Origin of the sequence: Flavobacterium aerium, from assembly GCF_030766725.1 — a bacterium.
Taxonomy (GTDB): domain Bacteria; phylum Bacteroidota; class Bacteroidia; order Flavobacteriales; family Flavobacteriaceae; genus Flavobacterium; species Flavobacterium aerium.
Genome location: NZ_JARQWR010000003.1, coordinates 268,259 through 286,225, shown reverse-complemented (window position 1 = coordinate 286,225; position 17,967 = coordinate 268,259). Strand labels below are relative to the sequence as shown.

Genomic DNA, 17,967 nt, shown 5'->3' with positions numbered 1-17,967 from the left:
GCGATATGAAATTAAAATTACTTACAATTATATTGTTTATTACAAGTTTATCTTTTTCACAGAATTTTCATGATACACAAGGTAAATTAGAAATTTCCAGTTCAGGACAAACCTCCTATACGTTACCAATTGCTATGCCAACCAGTGTAAAGAATGTAGCACCCGTAATTAATTTAGTGTATAGTAGTGGTCAAATGGGTGGTATTGCAGGACAGGGATGGAATATTAATGCAATTTCAAACATCAGTAGAATTGCTACCCGTTTGGATGTTGATGGTTATATAGATGGTGTTGATTTTGATGAAAATGATAAATTGGCTTTGGATGGACAACGATTGATTATTAAACCCGAATCTGGTGCTTATTGGGGACATGGCTCTATCTATGAAACTGAAGTCAAATCGAATACCAAAATTGAATTAAAAGGAAGTGGCGAAACCACTTATTTTATTGTTACATCACCTGATGGATCCCGTTCATGGTATGGGAATTATGGAGGTACAAATGCTGCAGATTTGACGGCTTTTTATATTGTTCGTTTTGAAGATACGAATGGCAATTATATCACCTACCATTATACCAATCCCCAGAACAAAAGTTTATGTATTGATGAAATAAAATTTAGTGCTAACGTAAACGGATTGACACCGCTTAATAGCATTAAATTTAATTACAAAGTAGCAAAGAGAAGTGAATTTGCCTATGTACAAGGTCTTAAGTATGAAAAGGGAGTGTTATTAGATAATATTGAAGTTAAAACAAATAATATATTATTTAGAAAATATCAATTTACTCATATCGTCGATTTACAATTAGGTTATGAGAAAATATCGCAAATTCAAGAGTTTAATGGAGCACTAGAAGGAGCTAATCCAGTCTTATTTGATTATATCAACACACAAACAAATATTAATAATTCACAATATACAACGACTTATAATAATAATTTAAATTTTAATGATACAGAATTATCGGGTGATTTTGATGGCGATGGACGATTGGATTTTACAACAAATAATCAGGTGTTTACTAAGTTGTTTCAGAATATGGATGGTGCAACAGCATTAAACTTACCTTTTGTCAGTAGTAAAAGACAGAAATTTACGGCAACTATTTTAACAGATAATAAATTAAACCAATTTCAATCTATTGGATTTGCAAATGAATCTATAAATACAACAGAATTTAAAGTTTATAATCTTACAGGAAATTCAATTATTAATTCATTGTCTAAAACAATAAATATTGATAATAAAGTTTCTGTAGGAGAAACAATGAATGAGTATTATTATTGTGGTTATCAGGAATATAATTGCGGGTATGGTGTATCCAATTGTGAAACCTTTTCTGAACTTAAGAAGACTACAAATTACTTAGAAGGAGATTTTAATGGAGATGGAATTAGCGAAATTCTTATAATAAGTAATAAGAATCAGAGACTTAATACTGGATATATGACTTATTATCCATACGATGGAGGTTCGGTTTCAATATGTAATCAGAGTATTGTTAATGATGGAGTTGAACATTTTATTGTTGATTTTGATCCTTCTACAAGTAGTGTTTTAGGAGAAAAAGGCTATGTTAGACTAGGTAATAATTCAAATATACTAGGAGGGAATGAGTATTATGAACGAAGATATGTGATGGATTTTAATGGAGATGGTAAATCTGATATACTTATATTAAATGAAGGGAAGAAGTATAAAATTGTTAGTTTTACACAACTTCAGTCTGCTCCCTGGATTCAGGTTGATATAATTGGGCAAGGAATTCTGGATGCTTATTCATCGACTAAACAGATATTATTTGGAGATTTTAATGGTGACGGTAAAACGGATATTATGCTACCAGATACCGAAGGAGGAGAAAATCATACATTATGGCATATTTACTATAGTAATCCTAAATATACAGGAGGAAGTTTTTTTGAAAAAGAATCGCATAATATCACTGAATATTGGCCAGATACAGAACAACATTATAGTACACAACGTTTTTATAATAATTACTATGCATTGGATACCAATGGTGATGGTAAGTCAGATTTAGTGCGTGTTTGGCGTAATTATTATAAACCAAATTGGACCATAAATGATCATGATACTCAGTGGACAGTAAATACTTTTGTTAACAATATTGGTAATACTACATCTCAATCAACTTTTACACATGATTATTCTAGTCCTTGTTTTTCAGATTGCAAAAATGATAATAGATCACCTGATTTACCTATTCCTATAGTATCGAGTTATAAACATCAAGGATTGAACAAAGAGCTAATCATGGTCAGAAATCATCATAATCAGTTAACTTATGTAGATTTTACTAAAGATGTATCTCAAGATAATTTGTTACGAAAAGTAACCAGTTCAGGAGGGAATATAGTAGATGAAATCAGCTATAAAACGATGGAATCTACTGAAGCCAATAATGGACAAGGAATGTTGACGGAATTGTATTCTTCTTCCAATAGTGTAAATTATCCGAATATTGAAATTAAAAAAATACCGAGCAATTATTTAGTATCATTGCTCAAAAATACTGTTAATGGTGTCGTGAAATTTCAGGATTTCAGATATCATGGATTTGTCGTAAATATGCATGGACTTGGAACCATTGGTTTTACGAAAACGGCACGTAGTACCTGGTATCAAAATGCGAGTACGAAACGCGTGTGGAGTATTACCGAAAATAATCCTTTGTGGAGAGGGGCTACCCAAAGAAGTTATACTCAATTATTGAATAATGGAAGCCAATTTGCTTTTGTGACCTCGGGAGATCCAGATATGATTGTAAACAGTACTGTTAATGACTTTAATTGCTATACAACCAATATGGTTTATCATGCCTTTTTGAATACCCAGGTTGTAAAGGATTATCTAACGAATATCACTACAGAAACATCGTATACGTACGATACACCTTATTTTTTACCAGTAAAAACAGTGACGAAAAATTTCCTGAATGGGACACTACAAGGCACAAGTACTATAAGTACGATTTTTAATAGTGATATATCGGGTACTGGGGCTAATTATTATATCGGTCGTCCAGCAACCATTAATTCGATGACAGAAGCATATTCGGATACTTTCAAAACCACGGAATCGTTATATTATGCCAACAATCGATTGATTAAATCGATGAAAAAAGGAAATACAACCGAAGAAAAATACCAGACTGAGGAATTTGAATACGATGCTTACGGTAACATTACGAAAAAGATTGTCGGGGCAACCGGATATCCTACAACGGTAACGCCGAGAACAGTTCAGTTTACCTATGACCCCACAGCACGTTTTGTAAAAACTACAACGGATGTTGCTGGTTTGGTCAGTAAAATTAATAGTTACCATCCTTTGTATGGTTTGGTTTTATCGGCTACCGATCCATTTAATTTAACATCTACCACTGAATACGATACTTGGGGTAAAGTAAGAAAAGCTACTAATTATTTGAACAAAAGCATACAGTATGCCTATACCAAATCAGCGAATGAATATACTACGGTAAAAACGGGAGATGATGGAAGTACGAGTGTTGAAATTAGTGATGCCTTGGGAAGAGGCATCAAATCGGGAGTAAAGAACATTGATAATTCCTGGTCGTACAAAAGCGTAGAATATGATTTCTTAGGTCGTAAAAATAAAGTAAGTGAACCTTATTTCTCAACACCAAGCCAATGGAATACTACAGAATATGACGATTATAACCGTGTTATAACCAATACAGGATACACAGGTTTAGTAACCACAATACTTTATTTTGGGACTACAGTGGTCGCTCAAGATGGAACAAAAACAACGAGCTCTATCAAAAATGCCAATGGCCATGTGGTAACTTCTACCGATTTAGGGGGAGCGATTAACTATACCTATTATGCCAATGGAAGTCAGAAAACGACCGATTACCAAGGAAATGTAATTGCAATAGAATATGATGAATGGGGTAGAAAGAAATCCTTAGTGGATCCATCGGCAGGAAAATATACGTATGCTTATAGTCCGTTAGGAGAAACGATTAAAGAAACGACACCCAATGGTGCTACTGAATTTGTATATGATGCAGTAGGTAAGTTGATGGAGAAAAAAATTGTTGGGAACTTAACCAATACAAAAACGACTTATTATTATGATGATGCCAGTCAATTATTGATATACAGTGACTTTAAAGATAATATTGCGGGAGTGAATACGGCTTATTTTTATGAGTATGACAATTACAAGCGATTGATTGAAGCCAATGAAGGAACGGCTCCCTATAGTGGTTTTGTAAAATACTTTACGTACGATGAATTCGGTAGACAAAATACGATAGAATATAATGCTTCCTCTGCAACGAAAAATTCCAGTCGGAAAATTAAAAATACATATAAAAATGGATACCCATGGCAGGTTATTGATGTAGCCAGTGGAAAAGTATTATGGCAAACAGATAATGTCAATGCACGCGGACAATTAACAAAAGCGACGATGGGTAACGGGGTAGCAGTCACAAATCAATATGATGATTATGGATTCCCATCCCAGTTTAAGCACAATATTGGTGCAACAGATATGATTAATCTGTATACTAATTTTGAACCGAAACGAGGAAACTTAACCAGTCGTTTTAATAATAGTTTCAATTGGTCGGAAGCATTTCAATATGATGAACTAGACCGTTTGACTCATTTTAATAGTGTAGAAGGACAACAAATAGAGCAAAGTTATGATGAACGTGGTCGAATTACCCAAAATGAATTAGGTCAATATAATTATGACTCAGCTAAACCATATCAAAATAATTCGATTGACCTGAATGCTAAATCGGCTCCGTATTACCAACATAGAGAAGGAATTTTTAATGATGATATGGAAGGGCATAATAAATGGAGTGAAGCTATTCAACCATTAGGAATTTCGTATGATAATTCAAAATTTAAGACGGGTAAATCTTCATTAAAGGTTAGTGCTTCACAAATACCTGTAAATGCTGTTCATTCTGATGAATCAGTCTATATTAATAATGCAAATGATACTCAATATACTTTTTCAGGGTGGATATACAGTGATAATCCTACGGGAAGAATTGTTTTATTCATGTACAAGGAGAATGAAGTGGGGCATTATACACAAGTAGAACATTTAGTAACAGAGTTAAAAAATGATTGGGTATATGTGGAACGTACAGTAACAGTTCCGGCAAATATTAAACGATTGAATATCCGTGTAGATAATATGGGTATAGGAAATGTTTGGTTTGATGATCTACGCATTCGTAAAACAAGTAATACACCAAACGCAACCCGACAGTTGAATGTTAGTTATAACGTCTTTAAAGGCCCAGTTCAGATTGAAGAAACAGGGGTAGATAAAATTAGTTTTCTCTATAACGATTCCAATGGGAGGAGCAGTATGTTCTATGGCGGACTACAGGATGATAAGACTCAACGTCCGTTGCGAAAGCATTACTCCAGTGATGGAAGCATGGAAATTAAAGAAAATATTGAAACAGGAGAAGTAGAATTTATTACGTATATTGGTGGGGATGGATATACATCACCTGTTGTTCTAAAAAGTAATGGAACTACAGCAGAATATTTATATTTGCACCGCGATTACCAAGGAACAATTTTAGCGGTTAGTAATGAAGCAGGAGCAGTCATTGAAAAGCGTTTGTTTGACGCCTGGGGAAGTATCATAAAGGTCCAGAATGGACAAGGGAGAGATTTAGCAGAATTAACCGTTTTGGATCGAGGTTATACAGGACACGAACATTTACAAAGTGTCGGTTTGATTCATATGAATGGACGTTTGTACGATCCTAAATTACACCGATTCCTGCAACCGGATAATTATGTACAGGATCCGAGTAATACACAGAATTATAACCGTTATAGTTATGCGTATAACAATCCATTCAAGTACAGTGATCCGAGTGGAGAATTTTTACTGACAGCAGTTCTAGTTGGGGCGGCGATTGCCGCAACGACCTATACCTTAACGGCTTTGTTAGCGGATGTTCCGTTTACAGTGGGCGGATTAATTAAAGCATCATTTGTTGGAGCTATTAGTGGAGCAGTTACATTTGGTATTGGTACAGGAACTTCAACAATCGCTCAATTTGGACTCAAGTTAAGTTATCAAGCACTGGCTCATGGCACTGCACAAGGACTTATTTCGGGTATCCAAGGAGGGAATTTCTGGACTGGTTTTGCGAGTGCCTCGATTAGTAGTATTGTGGGTTCTGTATGGAGTGGTGGAAAATTGGCCAATGGCTCAACATGGAAAGGTGTTGGTGGTAGCTGGGGTAGTGGAGACTTTGGTACCATTGCTTTTGGTACAGTATCGGGTGGTGCAGGAGCAGCCCTAACAGGAGGGAACTTTTGGCAAGGCGCTGCAACAGGGTTTACCGTGACAGCATTGAACCATGCGATGCATAGTAATAAAGATAGAAAAATAATAGATAATAGATTAAAATTAAAAGGGTTTGATCCAGATGCTACAGCTAATATTTATCAAAGCCAATTAGGTAGTTTTGCCGAAGATATTTTCCCTGACTTGATGGATAAATCGGGAAACCCCACATTTCTACTGAAGGATAGAATATATTCTGATGAAGGAGGAGAAGCTTATGGGTTGACACAATCCATACCAAATAAAAAAGGAGAGTATAGAGTTAAAAGCTCTGTTGAGATTAGCAGAAAGGCCTTGACGAGTTATAGACTTTTAGCTGCGACTATAGGGCATGAACTTAATCATGTATATCATTTCAACTCAGGGATTTTTGATAAATGGGTTGAAAAATATGGTATAAGGAAAGCTAATTCAATGACAGAATGGGCTGCGCAAAGATGGGAAGTAAAAGTAGGAGGATACCCTTCCCAATCAATAATTGATTCTAATTTTTATATAATGACTAAACCTTAAATAATTATGAAAGTATATTTTTCTTTATTCTTATTAATTCTATTTTCTTGTAATATTAATGTTGATAAAATTCAAGAGGTTAACATGAAAGTTATTAATGTAAATATGTCTAAAAAGTTTGTAACAGTAGAATTACTTAATACAAGTGAAACAAGTTATTTTATAACGATGGATACTACTCGTTTAGATGGATATTTGAGTTTTAATACAGCCTTAAATAAAGCTACTCACTTAGAATATGATATTTATGATGGTAATCAATTAATATCTCCTAAGGGAGAAATGTTCATTTTTAAAGCAGATCAAATTAATTCAAAAGTGACGAAATGTTTTGAAATTGATACTGAAAAAGCAAAATTATACTATGAAGGTTTAAAAGAGCTTAATAATGTAATTGTTTTACATCCAAATAAGAAAAAAGATATTCAAATTCCTTTTACGTTGAATACAGATTTATGTAATGGAAATATTAAATATGATTTAGATAAAAACAAAAAATATTTCATTCAATTAAATTACAAAATGAATGAAAAAATTATTGATAGTGTTGCCTCAAAGGCATTACAACAAAAATTATCTACTACTACTTTAATACCATATTATAAAAATATTATTAGTGATAAATATCAATTTTAAGTGATTTATTAATATTGTATTAATGGATGGTAATAGAGTATTTACTCCATTATAAGGTAAGTATAATTTTGAGTTAAAGCTTGCATCAAATTTTCTTAAAAAAATCTTTTAACGGTCATTGGAAACCTTAGACAAGGTAAAGGTATGAGGCTTACAGATTTTGTATTAGATGCTTTTAATTTAGTAACTGGAGCAACTGAATTAAAAATGGGAATTACACATTTATCAAAAGCAAATTTAGGATTAAAAGTTGGATTAGGTGGTTCTAAAACTACTTTAGAATCATCCTATTATTATACAAGAGTTTTGGGAATTAACGCGAAAATGCCTTTTAGACTTCCAACAATAACAGGGGTGCCTACACAAAATTTAGGACTATTTTTAGGTAGAAATGCATCAATATTTGGAGGTACTAGAGCATCTGCTGGTGTCTATGGTATTTATAATAATGAATAATATGAACGAATTAGAAAAAGATGTCTTACTATTTTTTAGAAAGGCATTAAATAAGGAAATAAGAGTTTCTTCCAATCTGAGTGATTTTTGTAAATATGAAGATGATGCATTTTATCTTTTTCTTGAATTTTTTGAAAAATTCAAGATTAAAAAGGGTTATCTAGATCTAGATAAATATTTTTATAAAACCCCAAAATTTTGGGATATAATTAGATTTAAAAAGATAAAACAAAAACAAAAACAGCCTATTACTATAGGGCATATGATTGAGGTAGTTAAAAAAGGAGAATGGTTTGATCCTTTAGAATAATCAAAATGTTTGTTAATGGATAAGAAAATAGTATATCTGCTTTTCGTGCTTTTAATAGTAGGAAGTTGTTCTACAAAGAAGATAGCATTCAATATAAAAAATAATATAGTAAAAGATAGTAGTTACATTTCTATGGAGATTATCAATCCAACCAATAAAGATTATTATTTACCTATTGATCTTTTTGATCGTAATAACTATGATTTTTTAAAAGTCAAAGAAAAAATGTTATTATATCCTTCAATTACCATATCTGAAAATAAGAAAGAAGTTTTGTTATTAGGTTATGGTTCTGCTGATGATCGTATACCTAATTATTATTTAAAAAAAGAATGGTATTTAAATCAATTTTCAAGCGTAAAAAAAATAACCAAAGTAAGTGCAAAAAGTAAAACTGTAGTTAATTTTCCTTTTTATGTAAAACTAGAATCACCTTACACTTCTAGTTATAAATGGTATGAAGTAGAGGAGGGTAAAGTGTATGATTTTGAAATTCGATACCAGGCAGATAAAGATGTTGTCAAAACGGTATTAAATAAGTTGACATTGGATTCCTTACAGGCTATGGGCTATGAATTGTATGATAAAGAAATAATATCGAATAAGGTACCCTTTACGGTTAAATAGAAATGTATTGATTAAATTTTAGGGGATGAGAATATTAAGTTTACTATTCATTTTTGTAGTAATAGTATCATGTGGAGTAAATAAGTCTGCCAATAATAATCGGCTAGCGTTTATAATTACCAATAGCATAATTAAAGATAGTACCATAGTATCCTTAGAGATTATCAATCCAACCAATAAGGATTATTATTTACCTATTGATTTTTATGGACGTAATAATTTTGAATTTTTTGGTGTTAATAGATTAACATTATTATATCCAACAATAATATTGAAAGAAAATGGAAGAGAAGTATTATTTACATTTAGTGGTTCAACAGGAAGTTATACTTTCGGAACCAATGTTAAAAAAAATCTATATTTGAATCAGTTTTCAAATATAAAAAGAATTACTAAAGTTAAAGCTAAAAGTAAAGCAGTGGTTAATTTTCCTTTTTATGTAAAAAATAAATCGTTGTATAGTTCAAATTATGAATCGTATGAAGTAGAAGAGGATAAAATGTATGATTTTGAAATTCGATACCAGGCAGATAAAGATGTTGTCAAAACGGTATTAAATAAATCGACACTGGATTCTTTACAAGCTATGGGTTATGAGTTGTATGATAAAGAAATAATATCGAATAAGGTACCCTTTAGGGTTAAATAATATTTTAAATTGATACAAAATACTAGTATCTCATTTCTAAAAATTATTCAATCGTCATTGTTTTCAATTGATTTCTATAAGTCTCCAGAGCTACAGTTTTGGAGATAAAACCATAATACTTATTGTCTTTTATAACAGGTAGATACGTTTCATGGGAAGCGTTAAATTTCTTCATGATGCGCTGCATATTATCATAAGAATTAATAGTATTGCTAGGTACTTCCATTAGTAGTATGGTAGGTTCCGTATGGAGTGGTGGAAAATTAGCCAATGGCTCAACATGGAAAGGTGTTGGTGGTAGCTGGGGTAGTGGAGACTTTGGTACCATTGCTTTTGGTACAGTTTCGGGTGGTGCAGGCGCAGCCCTAACAGGAGGGAACTTTTGGCAAGGTGCTGCAACAGGGTTTACCGTGACAGCCTTGAACCATGCGATGCATGATCTGGATCCACCAGTTAAAAAGAAAGAAACAATTAGAAAGCTTGATCCAAAATATTTTGAGCCGCAAGAATTTGGAATGGGACTTTTTGAGTTTGTTGAAGGTGGTGGAGCTGTTAAAGAACTTTATGAAGTTTATCATCTCGTAAATAAAGAAACAAAAGTTATAGAATATGTAGGTAAAACAAAACAAGGCATATTAAAACGATTTGAGCAACATTTGTTAGATCCCACAAAAGAAGCTTGGATAAAAAATGTTGAACCAGTACTATATAAAGGTGGGCTGACTAAATTTCAAGCAAAATACTATGAGCAGACAGAAATTTTAAGTCATGGTTTAGATAAATTGTATAATAAAATAAATGGAGTAGCGCAAAAATATTGGGGAAAATACGGAATAAAATAAGAATGCTATGGCTTTAAAAAGAATGACTACAGGCAATATATTTAAAATTGTTAACGGAATAGAAATACGTTATTTTCAATATTTTTATTCAGATGTTAATTATTTAGGTGGAGATTTAATATGGGTTTTTAATATTGATAAAGAAACTCAGAATTTAGATGAAATTATAAACTCAGGTTATAGTTTTTGTTTTTATACAGCTTTAAATACAGGTATAAAAATGAAAAAATGGACTTTAATGGGTAATAAAACTATTCCAGTCGAAATGCAGTATTATCCTAAATTTAGATGGAGAGATCTTGAAACACATGATTGGTATATTTTACAATATGATAAAAAGATAAAAATTGGTAAAAATTTGACGGAAGAAGAAAATAAAATTCCAGTTGTAACCTTTTCATTTCCTGATGGAGCAATCGATTATATAATTGGTGGTAAAGAGAAATTTATAATTAATACTAATAATTTTCATGAAGGATATTTTGAGAAAAATAAAAAATAATAGACCTATAAATATTTAATATAGGCTGAAGGTAACCTTTAAAAACTCAATTTAAATTCAGTAACATAAAAATATTGCATTAAGCTAATTAGTATATGGAAAATTTAAATTTTAATATAACAAAATCAATTGATTTATATGAAGATCGATTAGCTCAAAGTAATTATTCAGAAGATGATTTTATAAACTTAATATTAATATATTGGAATATTTCTTTTGATTATGGCACGGAGTCATATTGTGTATCACACAACTTTTTTTCAGAAAAAGAAATTTCAAAATTGCCTTTGAGAGTAGAAGAATTATTTAAAATAGCTTTACAAGAATACCCTAGAAATCTAGAATTATTATTTTGGAAAATATACATAGATGAAATGATATTATATTCTCCAGGACTATATAAAGATAGAATGGTTGATTTATTAAAGAAGCAGGAATTTCTTTTACCATATTTTTATTTGTATGTTCAATGTAATGAACAGAATAATTTAAAATTAGTTGAACTAAAAAAACAATTAATGAATGAAGACTCAAATTATAAAAAAATGTATATACTTTCCTATTTAGATAATGTTTAGATGCAGCCCTAACAAGAGGGAATTTTTGGCAAGGTGCTGCAACAGGGTTTACCGTGACAGTATTGAACCATGCGATGCATAAACAGATAGATCCTGATAGAGAACTTGCAAAACAGATAGTAAAAGAATATGGAGGTAATATAAATGAAATTCAAAAATGGCTTAAAGCACATCCTTTTAGTTTAACTCATAAAGGGGTTAAATTTAATGGACTAGATATAGAAGTGAGCTATAAGAATATTCCTGGAACAAATGTCAATGGATTAATTGATCAAATACCAGGCAAAATTGGGGAAGAACTTGGAATAAAAATATTAGAATTTATTACTAAGAAAGGACCAGTTGGGGAACTGTTAGGGGATGGTAATCTAGCTAAAAATAATCAACCTTCAGATAGAATACAAAAAGAAATGAGAATACAGGGAGCAAAAAATGCCTTAATTAAATATATGTTTATGCCACAAGGTGAAATTCAAACTCCTACAATAAATAATGCCTATAGTCCTTATTCTGGATATAGCAGATATGATTTGTATTATAAAACAAAGTAAAAGGAAATGATGAAATTTTATTTATATATAGTTTGTGTAATGATTATTACATATTATGATTCGAAGTATAATTTTAAAAGTATTTTGTTATATGCTTTTTTTGTGGGATCCTTCTTCTTTTGGAATAATAAAGAAGATTATTCTAATAAACAATTTTTGAAAGTAAATAAGAATTTGACAATACAAATCTTTTTATTTACTTTAAGTTTTTCATTTTTTTTCAGCATATTACCATTGCTAATTTATAAAGATGATACAATAAATAAAATAGGAAATTATACTAATTATGGAGTATTAAAAGTCTTATTGTTATCACCATTGCTTGAAGAGTTAATTTTTAGAGGTAGTTTATTACCTTTTCTAATTAAAAAAGTATCTATTAAAAAAGCAGTAGTTTTATCTTCATTAGGCTTCACTATTGTTCATTATCTCTCTAATTCAAATTTATTAGCAGTTTTTATATTAGCAGTTTTTTTAGGAATTTTATATGTAAAAACGAAAAATATTTTTGTCTGTTTTATTGCGCATTCTTTAAGCAATATTATAACCTTAATAGTTTTTCCTTTTTTTCTTACGTTATTAAAATTTAAAGAAAATAGTCATTATTTTATGTTAATAACCTGTATATTAAGTTTTGTTGTAATGATATTATCTCTAATCAAGACTAATCAAGAAAAGAATGTATAAGTATGGTAAAACAGTGGTTAGCTTTCCTCAGGAGCAATCACTGAGGATAATACAATAGCTAATTTTTTATCGGTGGAACAGCTCTTAAAGGCGTAAGGAATGTTTTTTCAGGTGCAGCTATTTCAAATAAAACAATTGGTATTGGGTCAAAATTTTTCGGAAACTCTGTTGTAAGAAAAGGACTTCTAAATGTAAATGGGGTCAACCTTTCAAAATTCTGAAGGTGCTTGGGGTTATGGAATTAGAATTGGGATAGGTGTTAGCGAGAACCCAAACATTGCATTAAGACATCTATATATTAGATCCACTTGGACAGCAAACGAAATAGCAAATCCAATAATAAAAACTTTAAGATAATATTTATGAGCAATAATTTTAGTGAAAAAGTACTATTTAAAATCAATATTTTTAATAACATACTTAAAAAGTACAAAACCAATTTGTTTAACAAAGTAGAATTTATAAAGTTCGATGAATCAATTTTTTTACATGATTTTTGTGATTTTTATTTAATTAAAAATAATGATAGTATCCATTTTACTATCAATAATGATGAAATTATTATTGATATTAGTGTTTTTGATGAGTGCATAGTTTTTAATAATCATGAATTAGAAAATAACACTACGATTGAAATTATTGAATCAATATTTAATGGATATATTAATTTAATAATTTTAAAAGATAATTCTAAAATACTATCAATTCATAATTATCTTGGAATTGAAATGTATAATGTAATTAGGAAAGGAAGTTTTTTTTGGGGTAATAAAGAAGTTAAAAAAAGTAAGCTTTTTTTACCAAAATGAAAAAAAATATATTTTTTCAGAAATCCATTGGTACTTGTCTGCTACGAGTATTTACTTAAATTAAAATATAAAATGTAGACCAATGGAATTGGGGATATTGCGAATACCATACGACAGCTCGGAACAAGGATGGTTTTCCAAGCCTTAGCCCATGGTACCTTTCAAGGAGGATTAAGTGGTGTTCAAGGAGGGAATTTCTGGACTGGTTTTGCCAGTGCCTCAATTAGTAGTATGGTGGGTTCCGTATGGAGTGGTGGAAAATTAGCCAATGGCTCAACATGGAAAGGTGCTGGTGGTAGCTGGGGTAGTGGAGACTTTGGTACCATTGCTTTTGGTACAGTTTCGGGTGGTGCTGGGGCAGCCCTAACAGGAGGGAACTTTTGGCAAGGTGCCGCTACTGCGTTTACCGTGACAGCCTTGAACCATGCGATGCATGATAACGATAATGGTTATGATGAGAAAGGAAATAAAATCAATGATAATGGGATACTATAGATTATAAATATAATAATAAAGGAGAAGTTATAGAGCCAACTAGAGTTATGGAACATGGGCAAGGTAATAAAACTTTACACCGAGGGTATGGAGTAAAAGTTAATGGAACACTAGCTTCAGGGGCAATTACTGATGATTCTGCGAGTTTTACAAGTAATTTATTTGCAGTTGGAGAAATTTATATGGGAGGAAAATTGATATGGATGGGATTAACTACTATTTCAAAAGCATCAATAGGTATGAGAATTGTATTAGGAGGTTCTAAAAATACATTAAAGTCTTCTGTATATTTTACGGAAAAAATAGGTTCAAAAAGTATAAATTTTTTAGGTACAAAATCACTTCCGACTCTTTATGGTAAATCATATACTTGGGGAACTTTTTTAGGAAGGAACTCCCCTATCATAGGAACAGGAATGGTTGGGCATGGAAGCACAATATTAGATTATAATACTAATAAATAAAATACGATTATATGGATATTGAACATAAAATTATAAAGTTTATAAAAGATAAAACGGGTTTAAAGGATATAACCCGTTTTACAAATATAGCTTCACCGCAATTAAAAATATTTGATTTGGATGCAGAACATATTATGAAACTTTTTTTTAAAGAGTTTAATGTGAAATCTGCTGGTTTTATAATAGAAGATTATTTTTAATACCCAGAATATTCATGGAAAAAAGTAATTTTAATACGGTTATTTTTTAGAAAAGAAATATGTCCAGAGAAAAAAGCATTAACCATTGAACACTTGGGACATGTTGTCGAAAAAGGTAAATGGTTTAATCCTTAATGTAATGAAAGAATAACAATATATCATGTGCGATAGAAATAGGTTATGAATAAACTAGAATTATATTTAAACGTAATACATTTTTGCTATTATAAAGCACATTATAAATTACATCTGTTAACAAACAAAATAAATCCTTTTAGACTTATTCATAAGTTGCCATTTCAAAAAAGAAGATATGAAAAATTAGGAATAGATATTCAAAAAGAAATAGATTCTGTTTTTGGAAATAAAAATTTCGGAATGAGTGTGACTGTTGCCGGTGGAATTTTATTAGGGTTATTGTTTTTTTTAATTTTTGGAGTAGTTGGCTTAATTCACAAACTTTTTAATACTGATAATCTTGGAACAATATATTTTATAATTTTTGGAATACTATCAGGTATAGTATGTTATGTTTTTGTTTTCAAAAATGACAAATACATAAAGTATTTTGATAAGTTTGATAAGTGGACAAGAGATGAAAAAAGAAAATACTGTTGGTTCACGTTTATAGCTACTATTATTGTATTTTGTTTATGGATTTTAAGTTTTTAAAGTAGATTTCCCGGAAGAGAAATAGATGAATATCGAACATAAAATAAAACATTATGATTAATACAGTTTTTAATCAAGAGGTAGGTATAAAATCTAAATTACAAAATGATTGTGTTGTTCTGTTATATAAGATTTTTATAGAAGAAAGAATTTATAATTTGTCTGTAAGAAGTTATAAATTTTTAGGGGTTCGAGGGAAATATGAAGGCAAAATAAATTATTCAATTTGTTTTGATTTTGATTATTTTGAGCATTCTATTGAATTTAATTTGTCTTATGATCAATTAGAGTTTTATATAACAAAGAATGATAAACTATTAAAACAATGTAATCTTGAAGATTTTTGGGAAGATAATTTAATGATAAAAAAATTTATAAATATCTTAAAGAAAGAATTAGAAAATTTAAGAATTCCCTTTATGGATGTTGCTCTTTCAGAAGAGGTTAAATAATATTTTAAATTGATACAAAATACTAGTATCTCATTTCTAAAAACTACTCAATCGTCATTGTTTTCAATTGATTTCTATAAGTCTCCAGAGCTACGGTTTTGGAGATAAAACCATAATACTTACCGTCTTTTATAACAGGTAGATACGTCTCATGAGAAGTGTCAAATTTCTTCATAATGCGTTCCATATTATCATAAGAATTTATAGTATTGCTAGGTGCTTTCATGATTTCTTTGACCAAGGTATATTTCGCCTTGAAAGGACTGAAAATAATATCGCGGATGGCATCAAAATAAATGATTCCAACCAGTTCCTGATCGTTGTTTACAACAGGGAAAACAACCTGTTTAGAATGCGAAATCAAAGCGACTAACTTCTCTAAATTATCTTCCGGTTGAATACTTTCATAATCGGTCTGGATGATGGTAGAAGCCTCAATAGTCGTTAAGATATTCTTATCCTTGTTACTCGTAAAAACATGACCTTTTGCCGCCAGTTTCTTAATATCCATAGAGTGGTTTTCAAACTGTTTCGAAATAGCAAAGCTGATTGAAGAAACCATCATTAAAGGAATCATCAAATTATAACCACCAGTAATCTCTGCAATAAGGAATATTGCGGTAAGTGGAGCATGGAAAAGACCACTTAATAAACCAGCCATTCCTACCAATGTAAAATTACTAACGGGTAATGGTTTGGTTATTCCTAACTGATTGATAAAAGTAGAAAAGAAGAATCCTAAATAAGAACCCACAAATAGTGAGGGCGCAAAGTTTCCTCCATTACCACCACTTCCTAAAGTAATACCCGTAGCAAATACTTTAAGCAAAGTGGTTGCGCCAACAAATACTAATAATACCCATGTATTATTGCGAAAACCACTAAAAATGGTTTCATCCAATAGGCGCTCAGGATTCTGTTGGGACAGGATTTTAATACTCTCATAACCCTCTCCAAATAAGGATGGAAACACATAAATAATAGCAGCCAACATCAACGATCCAATGAGGGCTTTTTTATAGCGACCTACATTATAACGTTCAAAGTAATGCTCAATACGCTGAAAAACTCTGGAATGATAAATAGAAATAAAACCAGCTAATCCGCCTAATATCACATAATAAGGAATATTATTATAATCAAAAGATTGTTGTTGTTTAAAAGAGAGAAGAATATTTTCGTTTAAGATAATGTTTGAAACAATAGCCCCAGTTGCTGCTGAGATCATAATGGGAATAAAAGCCGTTATCCCTACATCAGCCAATAATACTTCAATCGTGAAAAGTACACCTGCAATGGGAGCATTAAAGGCAGCAGCAATACCTGCAGCTACACCACAAGCTAATAATAGCGTACGATCACGATAACTTAATCCGTAGGCTTGTGCATAATTAGAACCAAAGGCAGCACCCGTTATAGTAATTGGTGACTCAAGCCCAGCAGAACCTCCTAAACCAACGGTTAGGGAACTGGTGATGATCTGAGCATACATTTGTTTTTTAGGAAGAATACTGGCTTTTTTTGCGACAGCATACATTAACTGAGAAGTTCCTTTTTCAATGGTTCCACCCAATACTCTTTTAATAACTACAGCCGTTAATAAAATACCAATAATGGGTAATATCACATTAACGTGTTTGACATTCAGAATTTTATTAACGCTCTCCGCAAAAGAATAAACAGAGTGAGCAAATGTCTTTAAAACAATTACGGCCAGTGCGGACGAAACACCTACCAATATACTGGAAAGGAATATAAAATGTCTGTTAGAGAGCCTTGCTTGTGTCCATGAGATAAGCATCTCAAACTTTTTAAGATATTTTGTATACATTTCTGGTTTTTTGTGAAAACGCTAAATTAACACTTTTCTACCCATTTTTGAATGAAAAAGAACATATTTATTATTGAAATTTCTTAATTATCCTGTTTTATAGAAAAAAAATCACGTATTCTGAAAGAATGATTTAAAAAGATAAGAATGTACTCGCTATTCAAAATGTTTTTATTTTATCATAATTTAAAGAATAGGAGAAAAGACCTACTATATATACAGTAATATCTACACGGCAGTATTAAATATTCTGATGAAAAGCATAAAACGATAGTAAAAAAAAATACCCTAT

General features: G+C 31.0%; 19 protein-coding genes. 17 read left to right on the top strand and 2 right to left on the bottom strand.

Features of this window, described 5'->3' with window-relative positions:
• Positions 1–5: 5 nt before the first annotated feature.
• The 6 genes from P6733_RS05790 to P6733_RS05765 all read left to right on the top strand — a co-directional run bounded on the left by P6733_RS05790 (position 6) and on the right by P6733_RS05765 (position 9,592).
• Positions 6–6,914, top strand: coding sequence for an RHS repeat-associated core domain-containing protein (locus P6733_RS05790; protein WP_306350867.1), 6,909 nt, complete (start codon positions 6–8; stop codon positions 6,912–6,914).
• Between the two features lie 6 nt (positions 6,915–6,920).
• A complete protein-coding gene (locus tag P6733_RS05785; RefSeq protein ID WP_306350865.1) occupies positions 6,921–7,550 on the top strand; it encodes a hypothetical protein in 630 nt (209 codons plus the stop codon).
• A gap of 144 nt (positions 7,551–7,694) precedes the next feature.
• Positions 7,695–8,006, top strand: coding sequence for a hypothetical protein (locus P6733_RS05780; protein ID WP_306350863.1), 312 nt, complete (start codon positions 7,695–7,697; stop codon positions 8,004–8,006).
• Between the two features lies 1 nt (position 8,007).
• Positions 8,008–8,316: a DUF1493 family protein gene (locus P6733_RS05775; RefSeq protein WP_306350861.1), complete on the top strand. Its 309-nt coding sequence runs from the start codon at positions 8,008–8,010 to the stop codon at positions 8,314–8,316.
• A 15-nt stretch (positions 8,317–8,331) separates the two neighbouring features.
• Complete coding sequence (locus tag P6733_RS05770; RefSeq protein ID WP_306350859.1) at positions 8,332–8,943, top strand: hypothetical protein; 612 nt, start codon at positions 8,332–8,334, stop codon at positions 8,941–8,943.
• A 25-nt stretch (positions 8,944–8,968) separates the two neighbouring features.
• Complete coding sequence (locus P6733_RS05765; protein WP_306350857.1) at positions 8,969–9,592, top strand: hypothetical protein; 624 nt, start codon at positions 8,969–8,971, stop codon at positions 9,590–9,592.
• A 43-nt stretch (positions 9,593–9,635) separates the two neighbouring features.
• Here P6733_RS05765 and P6733_RS05760 read toward each other — a convergent pair whose 3' ends face one another.
• Positions 9,636–9,767: a hypothetical protein gene (locus P6733_RS05760; RefSeq protein ID WP_306350854.1), complete on the bottom strand. Its 132-nt coding sequence runs from the start codon at positions 9,765–9,767 to the stop codon at positions 9,636–9,638.
• A gap of 34 nt (positions 9,768–9,801) precedes the next feature.
• Between P6733_RS05760 and P6733_RS05755 the strand changes: the two genes are divergently transcribed.
• The 11 genes from P6733_RS05755 (at position 9,802) to P6733_RS05705 (ending at position 15,844) form a co-directional block, all read left to right on the top strand.
• Positions 9,802–10,434: a GIY-YIG nuclease family protein gene (locus tag P6733_RS05755; RefSeq protein ID WP_306350853.1), complete on the top strand. Its 633-nt coding sequence runs from the start codon at positions 9,802–9,804 to the stop codon at positions 10,432–10,434.
• A 7-nt stretch (positions 10,435–10,441) separates the two neighbouring features.
• The gene (locus P6733_RS05750) at positions 10,442–10,936 is read left to right on the top strand and encodes a hypothetical protein (protein WP_306350851.1); all 495 of its coding nucleotides are present in this window, start codon (positions 10,442–10,444) and stop codon (positions 10,934–10,936) included.
• A gap of 95 nt (positions 10,937–11,031) precedes the next feature.
• Positions 11,032–11,514, top strand: coding sequence for a hypothetical protein (locus tag P6733_RS05745; protein WP_306350849.1), 483 nt, complete (start codon positions 11,032–11,034; stop codon positions 11,512–11,514).
• A gap of 74 nt (positions 11,515–11,588) precedes the next feature.
• Positions 11,589–12,065, top strand: coding sequence for a hypothetical protein (locus P6733_RS05740; protein ID WP_306350847.1), 477 nt, complete (start codon positions 11,589–11,591; stop codon positions 12,063–12,065).
• Positions 12,066–12,104: 39 nt separating this feature from the next.
• Positions 12,105–12,752, top strand: a complete 648-nt coding sequence (locus P6733_RS05735; protein ID WP_306350845.1) for a CPBP family intramembrane glutamic endopeptidase — start codon at positions 12,105–12,107, stop codon at positions 12,750–12,752.
• Positions 12,753–13,114: 362 nt separating this feature from the next.
• Positions 13,115–13,561 carry a hypothetical protein gene (locus P6733_RS05730; RefSeq protein WP_306350843.1) on the top strand — a complete coding sequence of 149 codons (447 nt, stop codon included), beginning with the start codon at positions 13,115–13,117 and terminating at the stop codon, positions 13,559–13,561.
• 129 nt (positions 13,562–13,690) lie between these two features.
• Positions 13,691–14,056, top strand: coding sequence for a hypothetical protein (locus P6733_RS05725; RefSeq protein WP_306350841.1), 366 nt, complete (start codon positions 13,691–13,693; stop codon positions 14,054–14,056).
• 47 nt (positions 14,057–14,103) lie between these two features.
• On the top strand, positions 14,104–14,520 hold the full coding sequence (locus P6733_RS05720) for a hypothetical protein (RefSeq protein ID WP_306350839.1): 417 nt from the start codon (positions 14,104–14,106) through the stop codon (positions 14,518–14,520).
• 11 nt (positions 14,521–14,531) lie between these two features.
• Positions 14,532–14,720, top strand: coding sequence for a DUF1493 family protein (locus P6733_RS05715; RefSeq protein WP_306350837.1), 189 nt, complete (start codon positions 14,532–14,534; stop codon positions 14,718–14,720).
• Positions 14,721–14,900: 180 nt separating this feature from the next.
• Positions 14,901–15,392, top strand: coding sequence for a hypothetical protein (locus tag P6733_RS05710; protein ID WP_306350835.1), 492 nt, complete (start codon positions 14,901–14,903; stop codon positions 15,390–15,392).
• Between the two features lie 53 nt (positions 15,393–15,445).
• Positions 15,446–15,844, top strand: a complete 399-nt coding sequence (locus P6733_RS05705) for a hypothetical protein (protein WP_306350834.1) — start codon at positions 15,446–15,448, stop codon at positions 15,842–15,844.
• A gap of 43 nt (positions 15,845–15,887) precedes the next feature.
• Here the strand turns inward: P6733_RS05705 and P6733_RS05700 are convergent, their stop codons facing one another.
• Positions 15,888–17,675 (bottom strand): chloride channel protein, encoded by a 1,788-nt coding sequence (locus tag P6733_RS05700; protein WP_306350832.1) that lies wholly within the window; start codon positions 17,673–17,675, stop codon positions 15,888–15,890.
• Between the last annotated feature and the right edge of the window lie 292 nt (positions 17,676–17,967).